The organism is Mucilaginibacter sp. JRF (assembly GCF_015223065.1).
Lineage (GTDB): Bacteria > Bacteroidota > Bacteroidia > Sphingobacteriales > Sphingobacteriaceae > Mucilaginibacter.
The window spans coordinates 66,505-84,153 of sequence record NZ_JADFBY010000001.1 but is presented as its reverse complement, the minus strand read 5'-3'; the positions used below and the strand labels follow the sequence as shown (position 1 = coordinate 84,153).

The following is a 17,649-nucleotide window of genomic DNA, read 5'->3' as shown; positions in this document are numbered from 1 at the left end:
TATTACCCTACGAGCCCATGTTGATCGATAAAATAACACAACTACAGCAAACAGGCAGTAAACCCAACATATTAGTAGTGGGCGACCTGATGGTTGACCATTATATTACAGGCAGCGCCAGTCGCCTATCGCCGGAAGCACCTGTGCCTATTGTTAACCTGAAGGGCGAAAGCACCACTTTGGGTGGCGCGGGCAATGTGGTACAAAACCTGATAGCGCTGGGTGCCGGGGTAATGGTTTGCGGTATTATCGGCAATGATATTTATGGCGAGCAACTCACCAAAATTTTGCATAATGATGGTGTTACCACCGATGCTTTAGTGGTTGATAAAGGCCGTACCACCACGGTTAAAACCCGTGTTTTGGCCGGTGGCCACCAACTGTTGCGTATTGACCGTGAGATAACCTACCATTTACCGCCCGAGCTTGAAAGTGAGGTTATTACCCGCCTTGAGCCACTTATTAGCGAAGCAGATATAGTTATACTGAGCGATTACAGCAAGGGTTTATTCTCGTACGATCTTACCCAGAAAATAATCGCGCTGGCTAATACCCTCGGCAAAAAGGTGATCATCGATCCTAAAGGGTTGGATTACAGCAAATACAAAGGCGCTTTCATGATCAAGCCTAACCGTAAGGAGCTTGGCGAGGCCGCGCGTACCGAGAAAATCAGTACCCTGGATGATGTAAAGGCCGCGGCCAAGGTTATCTTCAATCAAACCGATGCTGAGTACCTGGTAGTTACCTTATCCGAAGAAGGTATGATGATACTGAGCGAATTAGCACATAAACTGCTCCCTGTTAAGGCTACATCGGTATTTGATGTTACCGGCGCGGGCGATACGGTGCTGGCAACCATAGCTTATTTTATGGCTTCAGGCTTTGAAATTGATGAGGCTTGCGAGCTGGGCAACCATGCAGCGGCCATCGTTATAAAGGAAATTGGCAGCGCCACTACTACAGTTGAACAAATAAAAGACCATTTAATTTTACGCCAATAATTTATGGTGATAAAGGAACTATTAGAACACCAGCAAACCGTACAAAAGGTTATTGATACGCTGGAGAATGATATAAATGCAGCCTGCCAAATGGCTGTGGCCACCTTAACCAGCGGCAAAAAAATATTACTCGCGGGCAATGGCGGCAGCGCCGGCGATGCCCAGCATATAGCTGCCGAATTAACCGGCAGGTTTGTAAAGGAGCGCATATCCCTGCCGGGAATAGCCTTAACTGTTGATACATCGGCACTTACGGCCATAGGTAATGATTATGGTTACGACCGTGTTTTCGCCCGCCAGCTGGAAGGCCTTGGTCAGCCCGGCGATTTGTTTATCGGTATATCAACCAGCGGTAACAGCGAGAGTATTTTGCAGGCCTTTGAAATGGCTAAACAAAAAGGCATAAAAACGCTTGGTCTGTCAGGTCGTGATGGAGGAAAAATGAACGGAAAGTGTGATGTGAACATCATTGTACCATCAAATGTTACCGCCCGTATACAGGAAATGCATATACTTATAGGCCATATAATATGTACGGCCATTGATGATGCCTTTTAACCCAAACACATACAAAATACTATGCGTATCGATCTTGAAAAAACACTGGTAAACAAAATATGCAGCGATATTAACGCTGCCAAAACACTTGTTGCAGGCTGGCAGGCCGATGGTAACAAGGTGGTTTTTACTAACGGCGTGTTCGATTTGCTGCACATTGGCCACCTCACTTATATGGCTAAAGCTGCCGATCAGGGCGATAAATTGATTATCGGCTTGAACAGTGATAGCTCGGTAAAACGTATAAAAGGCGAAAGCCGCCCCATTAACGATCAAAACAGCCGTGCCGCGCTGCTTGCCGCATTGTTTTTTGTGGATGCCATTATTATTTTTAACGAAGATACCCCGCTTAACCTGATCAGTACCCTACTGCCCGATGTACTTATTAAAGGTGCCGATTACTCGGTTGAGAACATTGTTGGCGCTAAGGAAGTGATAGCCAATGGTGGCGAAGTGCGCACTATTACCTTTGTTGAAGGCTACTCGTCAACCTCTATCATTAACAGGATAAAAGACCAAAACAAGGCCGGTTAAGTATGAAGATACTGGTGATCCGCTTTAGCTCAATGGGCGATATTATTTATACCACGCCTGTTGTGCGCTGCCTCAAAAAGCAACTGCCGGACGCCGAAATTCATTTTTTAACCAAACCCGCCTTCAAATACATCTATAATAACAACCCTTATTTAGATAAGCTACTGTTATTAAAGAGCACCCTGAGCGAAACCATACAGGATATAAAGGCCGAAAAGTACGATCATATTATTGATCTGCACAATAACCTGCGTACCTCTATCATCAAGTTGCGCACGGGTATACCGGCATCAACCTATAAAAAGCAACGCCTCCGTAAGTGGCTGAGCCTTAAGTTTAAGCTTGATTTGGTTCCGCATGTGCATTTGGTTGACAGGTATTTAAAAACCGTAAAGTTTTTAGGTGTGGTTAACGATGGTGAGTCCATTAATTATTACATCAACGGGCAATATAATCTAACTGATCTGCTGCCTGCATCGCATCAAAATGGCTACGTAGCATTTGTAATTGGCGCAACACATTTTACTAAACGGATGCCTAATCATAAGATAATCAGCCTTTGTAAGCAGATAGATCAACCCATTATATTACTGGGCGGCAGTGATGTAGCTGCCAATGGCGATGAAATAAGCGTGGCTGTTGGCGAGCGTGTTATTAACCTTTGCGGCAAAACCTCGCTTGATGAATCTGTTTTCCTGGTATCTAATGCTAACAGCATCATAGGTTTTGATACCGGACTGACCCATATTGCCGAGGCTTTCAATAAACCTATTGCCTCAGTTTGGGGAGGTACCACACCCGATCTGCTTGGAGTGCAACCTTACCAGGTTGATAAAACCCTGATAGCCGGGGTTGATCTCTCCTGCCGGCCATGCTCAAAATTCGGCTTACCCAAATGCCCGCTTGGCCATTTTAAGTGCATGAATGATATGCCCGAAGCATCGATTGTTGATTTCGTTAACGCCTGATCATGCCCGGCGTTAATAATTGATCTCAACAAAACAAAAGCAATTATTGGTAGTTAAAATCAACATACCAAGCTATTAAGCCATGAAAAAACTGCTACTTATACGCCACGCGCAAGCTACCCATGAGGGCGGCTTTACTGATTTTGAACGCCCGCTAACCCCTAAAGGCATCCGCGAGGCTACCACTATGGCCGAGCGCATAAAGGCGAAAGGCATTTTGCCGCAGTTACTGGTATCGAGTTCGGCGTTACGCACTATGGGTACGGCTGATATTTTCACACAGCATTTACCTGTAAATAAACCACTTACCAATAAGGATATTTATGATGCCAGCCCGAAAACATTGCTAAAAATAGTAAGCCAGTTTGCAGACGTGGCCGATTTTATTGCCTTGGTAGGGCACAATCCCGGTATTAGCGAAATATTGTATTACCTCACCGGCTCACCGCAACAAATGGATACATCGGGCGTAGCCTTGATTGAACTTGATATTGAAAGCTGGGCCGAAATTACCGAGGATGCCGGTAAGCTGTTGCTATACGATGCTCCCTAACCCAGCCGGTAAACCTTACCCGGCAACGAGGTAATATAACCCTGCATTTCCATATTTAACAGCGCCATAGCCAGTTGACTCATGGGCATATTGGTTTTGATGGTCAGTTCATCAATGGCCAGGGTTTTATGCTCCTGCAATATATTTAATATCAGGCGTTCATCATCAGGCACATCAATAGGTATGGCTAATTGTCGTTTTGGTTTGGTGCTGCCATTCTTCTCCCAACCCAGGCTAAAAGCAACATCGGCCATGCAGCTTATCAAAGCGGCTTTATTGTTGCGTATCAAAAAGTTACACCCTTCCGAAAACTCATCCCCCAGCCTGCCCGGAAAAGCGAAAACATCCCGGTTGTAAGAGTTAGCTATCTCGGCGGTGATCAGCGCGCCACCTTTTATACTGGCCTCAACCACTATAGTAGCATCGGCCATGCCGGCAACAATACGGTTGCGCGCCGGGAATTTCTCCCTATCCGGCCGTGTACCCGACGGATATTCGGTCAGGATGCCGCCCTGCTCTAACATTTTTTCGGCTACCTGGCGATTTTGGCTCGGGTAAAGCCTGTCGTGCCCGTGGCCTAAAACGCCTATAGTTGGTACATTAAGGCGCAGGCATTCCTTGTGGGCGGCAACGTCAATACCTAAAGCAAGTCCGCTAACTATCAGCACGTTGTATTGCTGCAATTCTTCTATCAGTTGTTTGCATAACTGCCTGCCATAATCGGTAGCGTTTCGGGTACCTACAATGCTGATAACATGCTGGGTATTCAGGTTGGTATTACCCTTGCTATACAATAACAAAGGTGCATCATGGCAATTCTTCAACCTTTTAGGATACCGCGGATCGGTATATAAAAGCACATCAACCCCATGCTTTTCAATAAACTTAAGTTCAGTTTCGGCCTTGTGCAGAGCCTCGGTAAAGTTAAGTTGGGCTACCGTTTTTTCGCCGATGCCGGGTACTTTCTTCAAGCGTTGTTCATTGCCGGCAAATACCCTTTCGGCATCGCCAAAGTAAGCAACTATAGTTTTTGATAATGTGGCACCAATATTTTTTAAATTGGTAAGGGCAATTTGATGTAGTAGCGACATGGTTATTAAGTGCCCGAAAATAATTATTTGACCGCCATCCTCCTAATAATTTTAGCATTTATAAAAAAACTATAAAAATAGTTTGCAAACTATTTTTATAGTTGTATGTTTGTAACTATAAATGTAGTTTACTTTTAAAGATGAAAGAATTAACCAAGGCCGAAGAACAGATAATGCAGATACTGTGGCAATTAAATGAGGGTATTGTAAAGGATATTATTGAGCGCATGCCCGAGCCTAAGCCTGCTTACAACACTGTATCAACCGTGGTGCGTGTGCTGGAGGGCAAAGGACTTGTTGACCATAAGGCGTATGGAAACTCGCATGTGTACTTTCCGCTGATGAGTGAGGATGAGTATAAAAAATTCAGCCTCAATAAAATAATGAACAACTATTTTGATAACTCCTACAAAAGCCTGGTATCATTCATCGCCGATGAAAAAAAACTGGGTGTAAAGGAGTTAGATGAACTGGCCGAACTTATTGAAAAACTTAAACAACAAAAAAAATGAACTGGCTGTATTACCTGTTAGAAGCCAACTTGTACCTGGCTATATTTTACGCGGTTTACCTGCTTATACTACGTAACGAAACCTTTTACACCGCCAACCGCTGGTACCTGATTATCACCAGTGTACTTGCTTTTGTGTTGCCGGTTGTACAGATAGGCTGGCTAAAACCGATTGAGGCCATTACACAGGTGATCACCATAGTACCCAACCAAAACCCTGACTCAGCCAACGCTATCACCAAGATAAACATGCCCTCCCCCGCTATAGATATTGATTGGGCCGATGCGGTGTTGATGATGTATGCACTTGGTATTACCCTAACTATCATACTGTTTACTATTAAACTTACAAAGCTTTACAGGCTTATCGGCAAAAGTTTAAAAACGGATATTGATCAGTATAAACTCATAGAGCTTGATGAGCAAAACACGGGTTTTTCGTTCTTCAACTACCTGTTTATCGGTAAAAACCTGGCCGAAAGAGATACCATTATTACGCACGAGATGGTGCACATCAGGCAAAAACATTCGGCTGATATTGTTTTTGTGGAGCTGCTGAAGATAGTTAACTGGTTTAATCCGCTGGTTTATATGTTGCAAAACAGCCTTAAAACCGTGCACGAATACATTGCCGACGAGCATACCGCCGCTACCGAAACCGATAGCCTAACCTATTCATCCTTTTTGCTGAGCAATGCCTATGGCTTGCAGGGCCCGGCGGCTACCAACTCGTTTTTCAACTATAATCTATTAAAAAACCGTATAGTTATGTTAAACAAACCACGTTCAGGTAACGCAGCAAGGCTGAAGTACCTGATGATCATGCCGCTTACAACCGGTATGTTATGCCTATCCACATTAGCATTTAGTAAAAGTTACAAAACGTTCGATCTGTTGGCAAAAGAGAGCAGTACAGCATTCGAGCTTCCGGCCCCTCAAGCCAAAGTTAGCCAACCCGATACCGGCTTTAAGTTACCGGCGCCGGATGTGGTGAAAAACGACTTTACTACCTTAACCACCTACCTAAGCAATCACATTAAGTTCCCTTCATCAGAAATTAACAATACTAAATTTGCAGGTTTACATGTAAGTTTTGATGTAGATAAAACCGGCGAGGTGGGTGATGTGAGATTGTTAGCACCGGCAAAAAATGTTTTGGGTAACGCTGCCGTAAGTGCTTTTAATACATTTTCGGGTAAGTTGAATGTTAAACCCGGCACTTATATAGTTGGGGTAAATTTTGTTACCCTTGCTAAAAACTATGTGCGTTTTCCGGAGCCATCAATAACTAAAAACGCCAACTTTATAGGCACCGTTACCGTTTTAGGTTTAGATGCCAAGCAGGAACAAAAACTCAAAGAGCAATCTGAACCTGCTAATGCTAAAAAACAAAATACGCAAAAACTATCTGCTAAAGTACCAGAGCCCAAAATTGAGCAGATTAAAATGCCTAAAACAGATAATCCTGACATAAAAGCATTTAACATGCACCTTAGTCGTAATGTTCGCTATCCAGCTGCTGATCGCGATAATAAAGTTACCGGAAGGGTATTTGCTGAATTAGATTTGAATGATGATAATACGATAAAAGACGTGAAAATATTAAGGGCACCAAGCAAAACTCTTGAAAACGAAGTTGCAAGGGCTATCAAATTCTACAAAGGCAAGCTTCATGTTGTTAAAAGCGACCATGCTAATTATACAATTCCTATATCTTTTCGCTTAGAGGAAAAAGATGGTAAGGTATTATCCGTAGATGCCGTATCAACAAATAAAAATGAAAACAAAAATTCGCAAAAAGAAGCTCCAAAAAACAACAATGCAGCCGGTAAAGTAAGTTATATGCTTGACGAAGTTGTTATTGTAGGTTTTCTCTAAAAACTAAACCTTAACATATATCACCTGCTTAGTTTCAAAAAACTCCTCATCAAAGTAGTTTTTGAGATAGAATTGCTGAACGGCTAAGCCCGACTCGGCAATTTCTTCGTTTAGGTCGCCCCCCTTTAAGTAGAGTATGCCGTTAGGTAATACATTGGCTGATTGCTTATTAAATTTATCCTTAACCCAAGGGTAAAACTCCTTTAACCGCGTTACCGCGCGCGATACCACAAAGTCAAACTTATCATTGATCTGCTCGGCACGGGCATGGGTAGCCTGTAAATTTTGCAGACCTAAAGCGCTGGCAACCTCGGTTACTACCTTAATTTTTTTGCCGATAGAATCAACCAAATGAAACTGCGTTTGCGGAAACATAATAGCCAGCGGCACACCCGGAAAGCCGCCGCCGGTACCTACATCAAGCACCTTTTCGCCGGGTTTAAAGGTCATTACCTTGGCTATACCTAACGAGTGCAGCACGTGGCGCTCATACAACTGATCAATATCCTTTCGGGATATTACGTTGATCTGGTTATTCCAATGTGTATACAGATCGGGCAGTTGTTCAAATTGTTGTAACTGCTCAGGGGTAATTTCAGGAAAATATTTCAGTAGAATTTCAGATGTCATCCCGGTTATAACGGTTAATAATATTGCCCAGCAGGTAGCGGGCCCTAAATAGCTGTGCCTTAACCGTACCCAAAGGCAGGTCGAGGTTTTGGGCTATCTCCTCGTACGATAGTTCATCAAAATACCGCAACGTAATCAGGTTACGATAACGCACAGGCAAGCCTTCAATCAATTGTTTCAGCTCGGTTGTTTGCTGTTTTTTTATGGATGATTCTTCCGGGTTTAGTGTATCGGCCTTAATTTGCAGCGGTTTTTCTTCGCCCTCCTCATCCAGCATGCCGTGTATCGACATGGTATTGAGCTTCTTTTTACGGATAAAATCGATACAATTATTGGTAGCTACCCTAAACAACCAGGTACTAAAGGCATAGTCGGGTTGGTATTTTTCCAGCTTTTCAAAGGCTTTGGCAAAGGTTTCAACCATGAGGTCCATGGCATCTTCCTTGTTATTCACCATCTTAAGTATCATAAAATAAATGGAATCCTTATAGCGCACCATAAGGTCAGCATACGCCTTTTGATCACCCTGTCTTGCTTTTACAACCAGGTGAAAATCGTTCTTAGCGTTTTCGGTAAAGTTGGTATTCACTTCCATTGGGTAGTTTTTATAAAGGTCCCAATCAGGCCAAACACATTCAAATATACGTAATAAATGAGGTCAAGGATTGGTAAATACATTAACAAATCTTTCGCGCGTAAGGTTTTTAGGATTTTATTATAAATTAAAATTTTCGTTAAAATTCCTAAAACGTATAAACTAAGCACTAAAACGGGCTCAACTTTAAATACCAAACACAATGCCAAAGCAATATAAAATAAAAATCCACTCATGGCATCCCAGCTTAACATGCGGCGGTGTTTGTTTTTGTATAGTTTACCCACGCCCATGTGTCGCTTTTTTTGCCTGTACCAGCCACCAAATGTAGTTTTTGAGGTGGTATACATAAACGTTTCTGGGTTTATTTCGATGATGGTATTATCGGCAGTAGCGTTCTGGTTCACAAACAGATCATCATCGCCCGGCAAAACGTGCATGTGCGCCGCGAAGCCTTTGTTACTAAAAAACAAGGTTTTGGTATAAGCCAGGTTACGCCCTATGCCCATATAAGCATCGCCGCGCAAAGCTGCCGATAGGTAGCTGATGGCTGTTTTCACGGTTTCAAAACGGGTAAAGGTATTGATCAGTCCACCGGTTTTATTGTAGGGCGAGTAGCCTAAAACTATTTGCGCGCCGGTAGTAAAGTTCGCGGCCATGCGGGTTATCCAATTGTCTGACGATGAAGTGCAATCGGCATCAGTAAATAATAAATGTTCGTTTTTGGCGGCCTTTATACCCAGAGTAAGGGCGAATTTTTTGCCGGTTTTAAAGCGGGCATGCTCGGTTATGGTAACTACACGCAGGTGTTTATAAGTGTTTTGCAGCTCGAGCAGTAGCAGATCCGACTCATCAACCGAGCAATCATTAACTACCACTACTTCAAAATCCGGGTATTGTTGTTCGAGGATAAGCGGCAGGTTATACTTTAAATTATCGTACTCGTTACGTGCGCTAATGATAACAGAAATCGGGATGTTTACCTGCGGTAAGGCTTCCAAAGGTTTATAACCGGCAAGTTTGCTGTGATAATTAACTAAATAATAAAGCTGACTGATAAAGCAGATCTGAAAAAACAGGAGCAGCGCGTCGAGTAAATATGTTTCCAACTGAAAAAATTATAACTGCAAAGTTGTTAAAATCAGCCGATATAAGGCCTATATCCCACTAAAAATAAACAAATATTTAGTATACAGTTATTTGTTAATTTTGCATTCTCATAATGAAATTTACTTTAGCAGCACAAGATAAGTTTTCGAAAGCCCGGGCGGGCGAGATAACTACCGATCACGGCACTATACAAACCCCCATTTTTATGCCTGTAGGCACCGCGGGAACTGTAAAAGCCGTACATCAGCGCGAATTGGTTGATGATATTAAAGCACAGATTATATTAGGTAATACTTACCATTTATACCTGCGGCCGGGCCTTAACACCATTGAGCAAGCCGGCGGTTTGCATAAATTTAATGGTTGGGAAAAGCCTATTTTAACTGATAGCGGTGGCTACCAGGTGTACTCGCTTACCGAGGTACGCAAAATAAAGGAGGAGGGTGTAACCTTTCGCTCGCATATTGATGGCTCAAAACACCTGTTTACGCCCGAGAATGTGATGGATATACAGCGCACCATTGGCGCCGATATTATTATGGCGTTTGATGAATGCACGCCCTACCCTTGCGATTATAAATATGCCAAACACTCTATTGAGATGACGCACCGCTGGCTTAAACGCTGCTGTGATCGTTTTGATAGTACTGAGCCTAAGTATGGTTACAGCCAAACGCTGTTCCCTATTGTGCAGGGTTCGGTATATAAGGATCTGCGGGTACGTTCGGCCGAAGTTATCGCCTCTTTTGAGCGTGAGGGCAACGCTATAGGCGGCCTGTCGGTAGGTGAACCGGCCGAAGAAATGTATGCCATGACAGAAATTGTGTGCGACATATTACCGGAGCAAAAACCACGTTATTTAATGGGTGTAGGCACACCGGTTAACATACTCGAAAACATTGCCCTTGGTATAGATATGTTTGATTGTGTAATGCCTACGCGTAATGCCCGCAATGGCATGCTTTTCACAAAAAACGGCATCATCAACATTAAGAACGAGAAGTGGAAGAACGACTTTTCGCCCATTGAGGCGGATAGCGATCTGTATGCCGATAAGGCTTACAGCAAGGCCTACTTAAGGCACCTCATCCACTCGGGCGAAATGCTGGGCGCGCAGATAGCCACGCTGCACAACCTGCACTTTTATTTATGGCTGGTTGAGCAGGCCCGTGAACGCATAATTGCAGGCGATTTTTATGATTGGAAGAATAAAATGGTCAAAACTCTGGGGCAACGTTTATAAACTGTGAAGAAAATCATCAGGAAATATTTGCCGGTTATTGACCGGTATATCATCGGTAAATACTTAGGTACATTTACTTTTACGCTGATGATATTTATCGTGATAACGGTAGTGTTTGATATATCTGAACACATTGATAACTTCCTGCAATCGGGCAGTTCGGTGTACGAGATAGCTACCGATTATTACGGCGGCTTTATTCCGTTTTACATGAACATGCTCTCGCCGCTGATCAACTTTTTGGCCGTAATTTTCTTCACCGCCAAGATGGCCAACCAGACCGAGATCGTGCCGATACTGAGCAGCCGCGCGAGTTTTAACCGCTTTTTAAGGCCCTATTTTATATCGGCTACCATAGTGTTCATTGTATCATTATACGCCAACGTTTACCTTATACCTTATACCAACAAGCTCAAAATTACCTTTGAGAATGAGAACGGTTTTAACGGCAGCGGCGACCCTACCCGTAGCGATGTACACATGCAGATAGACAAGAATACCTACGTGTATCTGCAAAATTTTGATAAGACCATTAACACCGGTTACACCTTTATTTTGGAGAAGTACGACGGTGATAAACTGCGCGAAAAACTCACATCAGACCGTATTGTGTACGACTCGCTGAAACGCAAATGGAGCATCATGAGTCCTGACATTAGATACGTGGATGGCCTTAAGGAAAGCATGGTGATACGCGGCCCCCAAAAGGACACCGTGCTTGATATGCACCCTACCGATTTTATTAAGATTGACAACGAATATACGGCCATGCCGATGCACGATTTGAACGTTACTATAGACAAAGAAAAGCTGCGCAGGCCCGAAGTTTTACCCGCTATTTACTACGAAAAATATCGCCGATTTGTATACCCGCTGTCCACCTACGTGCTCACTTTAATAGGCGTGGCGCTATCCTCGCGCAAGGTTCGCGGGGGTATTGGTTTGCCATTGGGGATAGGCATTTTTCTGTGCTTCGCCTACATTGTGGTTGATAAATTCGCCACCGTTTTTGCTATCCAGGGCGGCGTTCCGCCGCTAATTTCGGTGTTTATACCAAATGCTTTATTCGGTGTTTTGGGCTATTATTTATTGCTAAAAGCACCCAAATAATCGCCGTAAAAACAGAACAAAATACTTCAAAAAACAGCGTCAAAATCATCATATTTTGACGCTATTTTTTTGCCCTTACTTTATCAATTTCTGAGGAAAATTTCCAAGTAGATAAAGGCACGTAATCTGTATAAAAATCGCTGTGACATGAGGCCAAAACATTGATGGATCGATCACCTGTTTACATCAAATTACTGATGAAAATATCAAAGAAAACCGAGGCGATTTTTGTCAATTTGATCGACCCAATAGCAACATGAATGAATCAGTTTTTTTGGAGTAGAACGTAGTTTGATTTGGGTGATCTTTTGAATGATCCCAAATACTATCGCGTTTTATGGTTAATTACACCTTTCGTGAGATAACACGAAATACTCTCTGAAAGCCTTTGAGCATTTAAGGGAAACATTTATCTAAATCAAAAAACCCATAATAAAAAAAATACAATTTCATTACACTAAGCAATCCATCAGGATTTCAAACCGCACACAATTCCTACAAAAAAAGTCACAGAACAGCTCTTATCAGCCAAGAAAAAACGGAGGTCCACATCGCAGATTTTACTATTTTTTGATAGTTCACTTCCATACATTTTTTCAATTTTCGTGATAGCATCAGCATTCATTTTTGGCGATAGACAAGGCTCTCTATCTGGCCCAGCATTCATTCAAACCTGATGTAAACATCCAACTATCGCCACCCAAATTGACGAGCAATCAATTTTGAAAACACCACCAACCTTATGCCCGGATAAAAAAACGGCATATAATATTGGCCGGCTCGTCATAAAAATCACTGTCGAAAATCAGAGCATCGCAATAATTTTTTGCCGGATATAATTCTTCTCCCGGCGATAAAAATTAACAATCAGACCTGCCATTTAGAGGGTGTTATTTTTGAAAATCCGGCACCTTGAAAAACATCGGATAGGCTGATTTACACCATTCAATTTAAGGCCATTTTTAAGCCCTCTGAGCCATTCTGATTTTTAGACATAATCTGCATGCTTAAAATGCATTTCGCGCTCGCACACCAAAATTCAAAAATTCAGTTAGTGTAACATCAATCTCAAACTAAAAGCTGATTAAAAGCTTCAAAAAACATTTCCATCTAAATATTAATTTTGATATACGTACTTAAAATAAATAAAGTATAAGTATTAAAATCAGATACTTATGATATTTACATAAACAATCAATACAACAAATATCAATAATCCTATATTGTCAAATACTAAATAAATTAGCATTAATAATTATAGATTTATATATGTATACTTAATAAATTATTTATCAGATATTTAAGCTACTCTATTTAAACAAAAATTACGAATACAATTATTTGAGAGCTATTTTTTGATAGTGTAATGAACACCATTTTCAGGAATTGAAATAATTTGGCTCAGTACTGCTGTTTGTATACAGGCACGAAGATTTTGACAAGAATTCGCGCGGGATTTTCGATGCAAAACAAGAGTGATTTTTCCAAAAAAGCCGCTGATGAATCTGACGCAATACTACTCCGCTCCTCCTCCATCGGGATGATTTTAAATGACCTTAAATATGGAAGAATATGATGCGCAGATACCACCGCGCGACAGGGTAGTCAAATTATGAGGATGACGAAACACGCCAGGATAATGACGACCAACACCACCGATCACTTTTTATAAAAACACATAAAATGCGGATATTGGTTATATACATAAACCAGGCACAACATGAGCTTTAAAACTATCGTGGCGATCATCATCGCTGTACTGCTTACCGTCGTCATTATGCAAAACCGCGACGAGGTTCCGTTCACCATTTTGTTCACTTCTATGTACGCGTCAAAACTGGTGGTAATGGCCGGGGTGGCGGTGTTCGCGTTCATCCTGGGCCTGATAGTTGGCAGGCCTAAAAAACAGAAGTACGATATTGAACAGTATCACGACACCATGTACAACAAAAACAAACCCGATACACTAAGCGATGAAGATCGCGATTACATCAGCTAAATTATCATGAACAAAAAGATCGCATTTATAGGCCTCGGAAACTTAGGTATCCCGATGGCGAAAAACCTTATTGCCGCCGGTTACCATTTGCAGGTTTACAACCGCACGGCGTCAAAAGCGCAGGAGCTTGACCAGGCATCTATAACCGTTTGCAGCACCCCTGCCGAGGCTGCCGCAGAGGTAGAATTTGTCATTACCATTTTGGCCGACGACGCGGTTTTAACAGAGGTAACAACCGGCGCCAATGGCATTTTAAAAACCATGCAAAAAAGTGCGCTGCACATCTCCATGAGTACCATTTCGCCACAAACATCTGAGGAGCTTTTAGCAGCCCACCAAGAGGCCGGAACGGGCTACCTTGCCGCCCCTGTTTTTGGCAGGCCGGAAGCAGCCGCGGCAAAGAAGTTATGGATATGTGTTTCGGGCGATGCGGAGGCTAAAAAACCGGCCGAGGATATCCTGAACGCGATGGGTCAGGGAATCATTGATTTTGGCGAAACCACAGGTGGTGCCAATGTTGTAAAACTGACGGGCAATTTCATGATCATGGCATCGCTGGAGATGATGGCCGAGGCCTACACCCTGGCCGAAAAGAACGGGCTCGATCGCCAGCAGGTGGCCGACTTTTTTAGCTCCACACTTTTTGCCTGCCCTATATTTCAGAATTACGGAAAATTCATCGCCGCCAAAAATTATGAGCCCGTTGCATTCAAGGCAAAACTGGGTTATAAGGATGCGCGACTGGCACTGGCGTTAACGCAAAAAAGCGAGGTTCCGGCACCGTTGGTATCGCTGGTAAATACCCGCCTGCTCACCCAGGTGGCCAAAGGCAAAGGCGACAGCAGTGATTGGATAGCGGCGTTTGGTGAAGGGGTGTCGGAGGATGCGGGGGTATAGAAATTTGCAAGAATAACCCCTCCCTGCCCTCCCCGAGGAGGGAATTAAAAATTCTAAATTACAATATGCAAAATTCCCTCCCTGGGGAGGGCAGGGAGGGGTTTAGCATTTTTTAAAGATAAAACACCTGGTTATCCTTCTCCAACATCCCCAGCTCCGGCAGGCTCTCAAATATGCCGAAAACTGATGCTCCACTGCCGCTCATACTGGCGTATAATGCGCCGGCTTCGTACAGGCTTGCTTTTACGCCACGTATAACGGGATGATTTTTAAATACCGATTCCTCAAAATCATTTTTGATGTGGCGGCGCCATTCGGCTACCGGCAATTGCACCAGCTCCTGTAATGATGCCTCCGAGCGTTTTGGTCGCACGCCACGGTAGGCCTCACCGGTTGATACGTGGGCGGGTGGCATCACCAAAACAATTTTATAGGCCGTTAGATCGAGCTGAACTGGTTTAAAAACGTCGCCCTTCTCGTGCGCGTATACCGGCTTGTTTTGGATGAAGAAAGCACAGTCGGCACCGAGCTGCCGGGCATAGCCTTCCATTTGCTCAATAGTTAAGTTCAGACCAAACTGTTGATCGAGTAATTTGATGAAAAAAGCAGCATCTGCCGAGCCGCCGCCAAGGCCTGCGCCTATTGGAATATGTTTATGCAGATGAATGCTCACAGGCGGCAGGTCATGATCTTTTTTGATGAGGTGGTAGCCCTTTACGCAAAGGTTATCCTCCACCCTGCCGGGTATGCCGATGCCCGATACCTCGAACGTTAATTCACCGGCCTCCGCAATTTCCAGCACGTCCTTTATCCCGATAGGGTAAAAAACGGTTTCGAGGTTGTGGTAACCATCGGCACGGCGTTCGGTAATGTTGAGGCCAATGTTTATTTTTGCATTCGGAAAATTGATCATAGAAAAAGATTAACAACAACCATGGTTTTATTCACAATCGTAGGTTTCCAAAAATAGATTATTTTTATTTGCAGCAAACGCCGTAAAGGCCAACAACCCATAAAACGATGAAACAGTATTTAGACCTGATGCGCCATGTGATTGAGAACGGAACCCAGAAGCACGACCGCACAGGCACGGGCACTATCAGCGTTTTTGGCTACCAGATGCGTTTTAATTTACAGGATGGCTTCCCGATGGTAACCACCAAGAAGCTGCACCTAAAATCGATAATTCATGAGTTGATATGGTTTTTGCAGGGCGATACCAACATTAAATATTTAAAAGATAACGGCGTGCGCATTTGGGATGAGTGGGCCGATGCCAATGGCGACCTGGGGCCGGTATACGGGCACCAATGGCGCTCATGGCCTACACCTGATGGCGGGCACATCGATCAGATCAGCCAGATCATTGATCAGATCAAAAACAACCCTGATTCGCGCCGCATCATGGTTTCGGCATGGAACGTGGCCGAGGTAAATAAAATGGCGCTGCCGCCATGCCACAGCCTTTTCCAATTTTATGTGGCCGATGGTAAGCTATCATGCCAATTATATCAGCGCAGTGCCGATATATTTTTGGGGGTGCCGTTCAACATTGCATCGTACGCGCTGCTTACCCTGATGGTAGCACAGGTGTGCGGCCTGCAACCCGGCGATTTTATCCACACCTTTGGCGATGCCCATATTTACAACAATCACCTGGAGCAGGTAAACCTGCAACTAAGCCGCGAACCGAGGCCACTACCAACCATGCGCATAAACCCCGATGTAACCAATATTTTTGATTTTAAGTACGAGGACTTCAGCCTGGAGAATTATGACCCGCATCCGCATATAAAAGGCATAGTGGCCGTTTAATGAATAGATTTGCGTAAATTTGACATTATGAGCATTGCCGAATTAAAAGACGAGATACACAAGGCGGTTGAAAAAATGCCGGAGCGCGATTTAAAGGAATTGCTTGACTTGATCAATAAAAAGCAATATTGGGATGATGCTGCCCTTGATGCCCATGTGGACGCAATAATTTCAGAAAACAAGGAATTGCTCCAAAAATTAGCGCAATGATCAGTTTTCAATCCGCTGTCCGCATTCATAATAGATTGATTGATGAATTTGGCGGAAGCAAAGGTGTTCGTGAAGATATTTTACTTGAATCGGCATTAAGCCGCCCGTTCGCAACATTTGATGGCACCGACCTCTATCCTACTGCCATTGACAAAGCCTCAGCTATTTTTGAAAGCCTCATCATCAATCATCCTTTTATGGATGGCAACAAACGTATTGCTTATATGATGCTGGAGATATTACTCCGCACAGATGGTTTATATATTCATGCACCTGAGAGCGAAAAATATCAATTCGTGATCAGCGCGAGTACAGGCGACATCCGGTTTGACGAGATCAAGGAATGGATAAAAGCCAATATAAAACCTATTTCCAAATAAATGACCACATCCATCATAGTAGCCATAGCGCAAAACAACGCTATCGGCATTAACAACCAGTTACTCTGGCATCTGCCTAATGATCTGAAACATTTTAAGAACACCACCAGCGGCCATACGGTTATTATGGGGCGAAAGACCTTTGACTCGGTGGGTAAGCCGTTGCCTAAGCGCCGTAATATTGTTATCACCCGCCAAAACATCAGCATTGAAGGCTGCGAGGTGGTTAACAGTGTTGAGGCTGCATTGGCTTTATGTGCCGATGAAGATGAGGTGTTTATTGTTGGTGGTGCCGAAATTTACAAGCTGGCCATGCCGCTTACTGATAAGATCTACTTAACCATTGTTCACCACGATTTTGAGGGGGATACCTATTTTCCGCAGATAGATTACAGCCAATGGAACGAAACCGCGCGTACCGATTATGAGGCTGACGAAAAGCATGCTTACACATACTCCATCATCACGCTTGAAAGGCGCTAACAAAGTGCATTTTATTTTGTTTTAATTTAAAATTTCTTGCTGTAGAAATTTTATTAGATTTGCCGTCTTATAAAAAAACGCTG

The 17,649-nt window shown here is 43.3% G+C and carries 20 protein-coding genes; 15 read left to right on the top strand and 5 right to left on the bottom strand.

All coding sequences use genetic code 11. The annotated features are described in order from the left end of the window. The first annotated feature begins 17 nt into the window (after positions 1-17). From rfaE1 to IM792_RS00355, 5 genes are all read left to right on the top strand, one after another. Complete coding sequence (gene rfaE1, locus IM792_RS00375; RefSeq protein ID WP_194099701.1) at positions 18-1,001, top strand: D-glycero-beta-D-manno-heptose-7-phosphate kinase; 984 nt, start codon at positions 18-20, stop codon at positions 999-1,001. Positions 1,002-1,004: 3 nt separating this feature from the next. Beyond that, positions 1,005-1,559, top strand: a complete 555-nt coding sequence (locus IM792_RS00370) for a D-sedoheptulose 7-phosphate isomerase (protein ID WP_194099699.1) — start codon at positions 1,005-1,007, stop codon at positions 1,557-1,559. A 21-nt stretch (positions 1,560-1,580) separates the two neighbouring features. Beyond that, positions 1,581-2,093, top strand: a complete 513-nt coding sequence (gene rfaE2, locus IM792_RS00365; protein WP_194099698.1) for a D-glycero-beta-D-manno-heptose 1-phosphate adenylyltransferase — start codon at positions 1,581-1,583, stop codon at positions 2,091-2,093. A gap of 2 nt (positions 2,094-2,095) precedes the next feature. Then, a complete protein-coding gene (locus IM792_RS00360) occupies positions 2,096-3,061 on the top strand; it encodes a glycosyltransferase family 9 protein (protein ID WP_194099696.1) in 966 nt (321 codons plus the stop codon). Between the two features lie 82 nt (positions 3,062-3,143). Continuing rightward, positions 3,144-3,614: a histidine phosphatase family protein gene (locus IM792_RS00355; RefSeq protein WP_194099695.1), complete on the top strand. Its 471-nt coding sequence runs from the start codon at positions 3,144-3,146 to the stop codon at positions 3,612-3,614. Here IM792_RS00355 and dprA read toward each other — a convergent pair. Beyond that, positions 3,611-4,705, bottom strand: a complete 1,095-nt coding sequence (gene dprA / locus IM792_RS00350) for a DNA-processing protein DprA (RefSeq protein ID WP_194099694.1) — start codon at positions 4,703-4,705, stop codon at positions 3,611-3,613. The genes IM792_RS00355 and dprA overlap by 4 nt on opposite strands. 140 nt (positions 4,706-4,845) lie before the next feature. Here dprA and IM792_RS00345 point away from each other — a divergent pair, with 140 nt between their 5' ends. Both IM792_RS00345 and IM792_RS00340 read left to right on the top strand, forming a co-directional pair. Further along, on the top strand, positions 4,846-5,217 hold the full coding sequence (locus IM792_RS00345; protein WP_194099693.1) for a BlaI/MecI/CopY family transcriptional regulator: 372 nt from the start codon (positions 4,846-4,848) through the stop codon (positions 5,215-5,217). After that, the gene (locus tag IM792_RS00340; RefSeq protein ID WP_194099692.1) at positions 5,214-7,094 is read left to right on the top strand and encodes a M56 family metallopeptidase; all 1,881 of its coding nucleotides are present in this window, start codon (positions 5,214-5,216) and stop codon (positions 7,092-7,094) included. Before IM792_RS00345 ends, IM792_RS00340 begins: the two co-directional genes overlap by 4 nt. Positions 7,095-7,097: 3 nt before the next feature. Here IM792_RS00340 and rsmG read toward each other — a convergent pair whose 3' ends face one another. From rsmG to IM792_RS00325, 3 genes are read right to left on the bottom strand one after another with little or no spacing between them, the layout of a single operon-like run. Continuing rightward, positions 7,098-7,724, bottom strand: a complete 627-nt coding sequence (gene rsmG, locus IM792_RS00335; protein ID WP_194099691.1) for a 16S rRNA (guanine(527)-N(7))-methyltransferase RsmG — start codon at positions 7,722-7,724, stop codon at positions 7,098-7,100. Further along, positions 7,714-8,319 carry a sigma-70 family RNA polymerase sigma factor gene (locus IM792_RS00330; protein WP_194099690.1) on the bottom strand — a complete coding sequence of 202 codons (606 nt, stop codon included), beginning with the start codon at positions 8,317-8,319 and terminating at the stop codon, positions 7,714-7,716. The genes rsmG and IM792_RS00330 overlap by 11 nt, the downstream gene beginning before the upstream one ends. Next, positions 8,310-9,428, bottom strand: coding sequence for a glycosyltransferase (locus IM792_RS00325; protein WP_194099689.1), 1,119 nt, complete (start codon positions 9,426-9,428; stop codon positions 8,310-8,312). The genes IM792_RS00330 and IM792_RS00325 overlap by 10 nt, the downstream gene beginning before the upstream one ends. Positions 9,429-9,541: 113 nt before the next feature. Between IM792_RS00325 and tgt the strand changes: the two genes are divergently transcribed. From tgt to IM792_RS00305, 4 genes are all read left to right on the top strand, one after another. Continuing rightward, a complete protein-coding gene (gene tgt, locus IM792_RS00320; RefSeq protein WP_194099688.1) occupies positions 9,542-10,672 on the top strand; it encodes a tRNA guanosine(34) transglycosylase Tgt in 1,131 nt (376 codons plus the stop codon). A 3-nt stretch (positions 10,673-10,675) separates the two neighbouring features. Continuing rightward, a complete protein-coding gene (locus IM792_RS00315) occupies positions 10,676-11,782 on the top strand; it encodes an LptF/LptG family permease (RefSeq protein WP_347343780.1) in 1,107 nt (368 codons plus the stop codon). A gap of 1,720 nt (positions 11,783-13,502) precedes the next feature. Then, the gene (locus IM792_RS00310; RefSeq protein WP_194099687.1) at positions 13,503-13,781 is read left to right on the top strand and encodes a hypothetical protein; all 279 of its coding nucleotides are present in this window, start codon (positions 13,503-13,505) and stop codon (positions 13,779-13,781) included. A 6-nt stretch (positions 13,782-13,787) separates the two neighbouring features. Continuing rightward, positions 13,788-14,678, top strand: coding sequence for an NAD(P)-dependent oxidoreductase (locus IM792_RS00305; RefSeq protein WP_194099686.1), 891 nt, complete (start codon positions 13,788-13,790; stop codon positions 14,676-14,678). Positions 14,679-14,790: 112 nt separating this feature from the next. Here IM792_RS00305 and ispE read toward each other — a convergent pair whose 3' ends face one another. After that, positions 14,791-15,591, bottom strand: a complete 801-nt coding sequence (ispE, locus tag IM792_RS00300; RefSeq protein WP_194099685.1) for a 4-(cytidine 5'-diphospho)-2-C-methyl-D-erythritol kinase — start codon at positions 15,589-15,591, stop codon at positions 14,791-14,793. Positions 15,592-15,698: 107 nt separating this feature from the next. Here ispE and IM792_RS00295 point away from each other — a divergent pair, with 107 nt between their 5' ends. From IM792_RS00295 to IM792_RS00280, 4 genes are read left to right on the top strand one after another with little or no spacing between them, the layout of a single operon-like run. Continuing rightward, a complete protein-coding gene (locus tag IM792_RS00295) occupies positions 15,699-16,493 on the top strand; it encodes a thymidylate synthase (protein ID WP_194099684.1) in 795 nt (264 codons plus the stop codon). A gap of 27 nt (positions 16,494-16,520) precedes the next feature. Continuing rightward, on the top strand, positions 16,521-16,703 hold the full coding sequence (locus IM792_RS00290) for a hypothetical protein (protein WP_194099683.1): 183 nt from the start codon (positions 16,521-16,523) through the stop codon (positions 16,701-16,703). After that, positions 16,700-17,083 (top strand): type II toxin-antitoxin system death-on-curing family toxin, encoded by a 384-nt coding sequence (locus tag IM792_RS00285; RefSeq protein ID WP_194099682.1) that lies wholly within the window; start codon positions 16,700-16,702, stop codon positions 17,081-17,083. The genes IM792_RS00290 and IM792_RS00285 overlap by 4 nt, the downstream gene beginning before the upstream one ends. After that, positions 17,084-17,566 carry a dihydrofolate reductase gene (locus IM792_RS00280; protein ID WP_194099681.1) on the top strand — a complete coding sequence of 161 codons (483 nt, stop codon included), beginning with the start codon at positions 17,084-17,086 and terminating at the stop codon, positions 17,564-17,566. It begins immediately after the preceding gene. Positions 17,567-17,649: the final 83 nt, after the last annotated feature.

Excerpts from the sequence above, each read along its gene's own strand:
- rfaE1 (WP_194099701.1), top strand. The coding sequence starts at position 18 with ATGTTGATCGATAAAATAACACAACTACAGCAAACAGGCAGTAAACCC.
- IM792_RS00370 (WP_194099699.1), top strand. The coding sequence starts at position 1,005 with ATGGTGATAAAGGAACTATTAGAACACCAGCAAACCGTACAAAAGGTT.
- rfaE2 (WP_194099698.1), top strand. The coding sequence starts at position 1,581 with ATGCGTATCGATCTTGAAAAAACACTGGTAAACAAAATATGCAGCGAT.
- IM792_RS00360 (WP_194099696.1), top strand. The coding sequence starts at position 2,096 with ATGAAGATACTGGTGATCCGCTTTAGCTCAATGGGCGATATTATTTAT.
- IM792_RS00355 (WP_194099695.1), top strand. The coding sequence starts at position 3,144 with ATGAAAAAACTGCTACTTATACGCCACGCGCAAGCTACCCATGAGGGC.
- dprA (WP_194099694.1), bottom strand. The coding sequence starts at position 4,705 with ATGTCGCTACTACATCAAATTGCCCTTACCAATTTAAAAAATATTGGT.
- IM792_RS00345 (WP_194099693.1), top strand. The coding sequence starts at position 4,846 with ATGAAAGAATTAACCAAGGCCGAAGAACAGATAATGCAGATACTGTGG.
- IM792_RS00340 (WP_194099692.1), top strand. The coding sequence starts at position 5,214 with ATGAACTGGCTGTATTACCTGTTAGAAGCCAACTTGTACCTGGCTATA.
- rsmG (WP_194099691.1), bottom strand. The coding sequence starts at position 7,724 with ATGACATCTGAAATTCTACTGAAATATTTTCCTGAAATTACCCCTGAG.
- IM792_RS00330 (WP_194099690.1), bottom strand. The coding sequence starts at position 8,319 with ATGGAAGTGAATACCAACTTTACCGAAAACGCTAAGAACGATTTTCAC.
- tgt (WP_194099688.1), top strand. The coding sequence starts at position 9,542 with ATGAAATTTACTTTAGCAGCACAAGATAAGTTTTCGAAAGCCCGGGCG.
- IM792_RS00310 (WP_194099687.1), top strand. The coding sequence starts at position 13,503 with ATGAGCTTTAAAACTATCGTGGCGATCATCATCGCTGTACTGCTTACC.
- IM792_RS00305 (WP_194099686.1), top strand. The coding sequence starts at position 13,788 with ATGAACAAAAAGATCGCATTTATAGGCCTCGGAAACTTAGGTATCCCG.
- ispE (WP_194099685.1), bottom strand. The coding sequence starts at position 15,591 with ATGATCAATTTTCCGAATGCAAAAATAAACATTGGCCTCAACATTACC.
- IM792_RS00295 (WP_194099684.1), top strand. The coding sequence starts at position 15,699 with ATGAAACAGTATTTAGACCTGATGCGCCATGTGATTGAGAACGGAACC.
- IM792_RS00290 (WP_194099683.1), top strand. The coding sequence starts at position 16,521 with ATGAGCATTGCCGAATTAAAAGACGAGATACACAAGGCGGTTGAAAAA.
- IM792_RS00285 (WP_194099682.1), top strand. The coding sequence starts at position 16,700 with ATGATCAGTTTTCAATCCGCTGTCCGCATTCATAATAGATTGATTGAT.
- IM792_RS00280 (WP_194099681.1), top strand. The coding sequence starts at position 17,084 with ATGACCACATCCATCATAGTAGCCATAGCGCAAAACAACGCTATCGGC.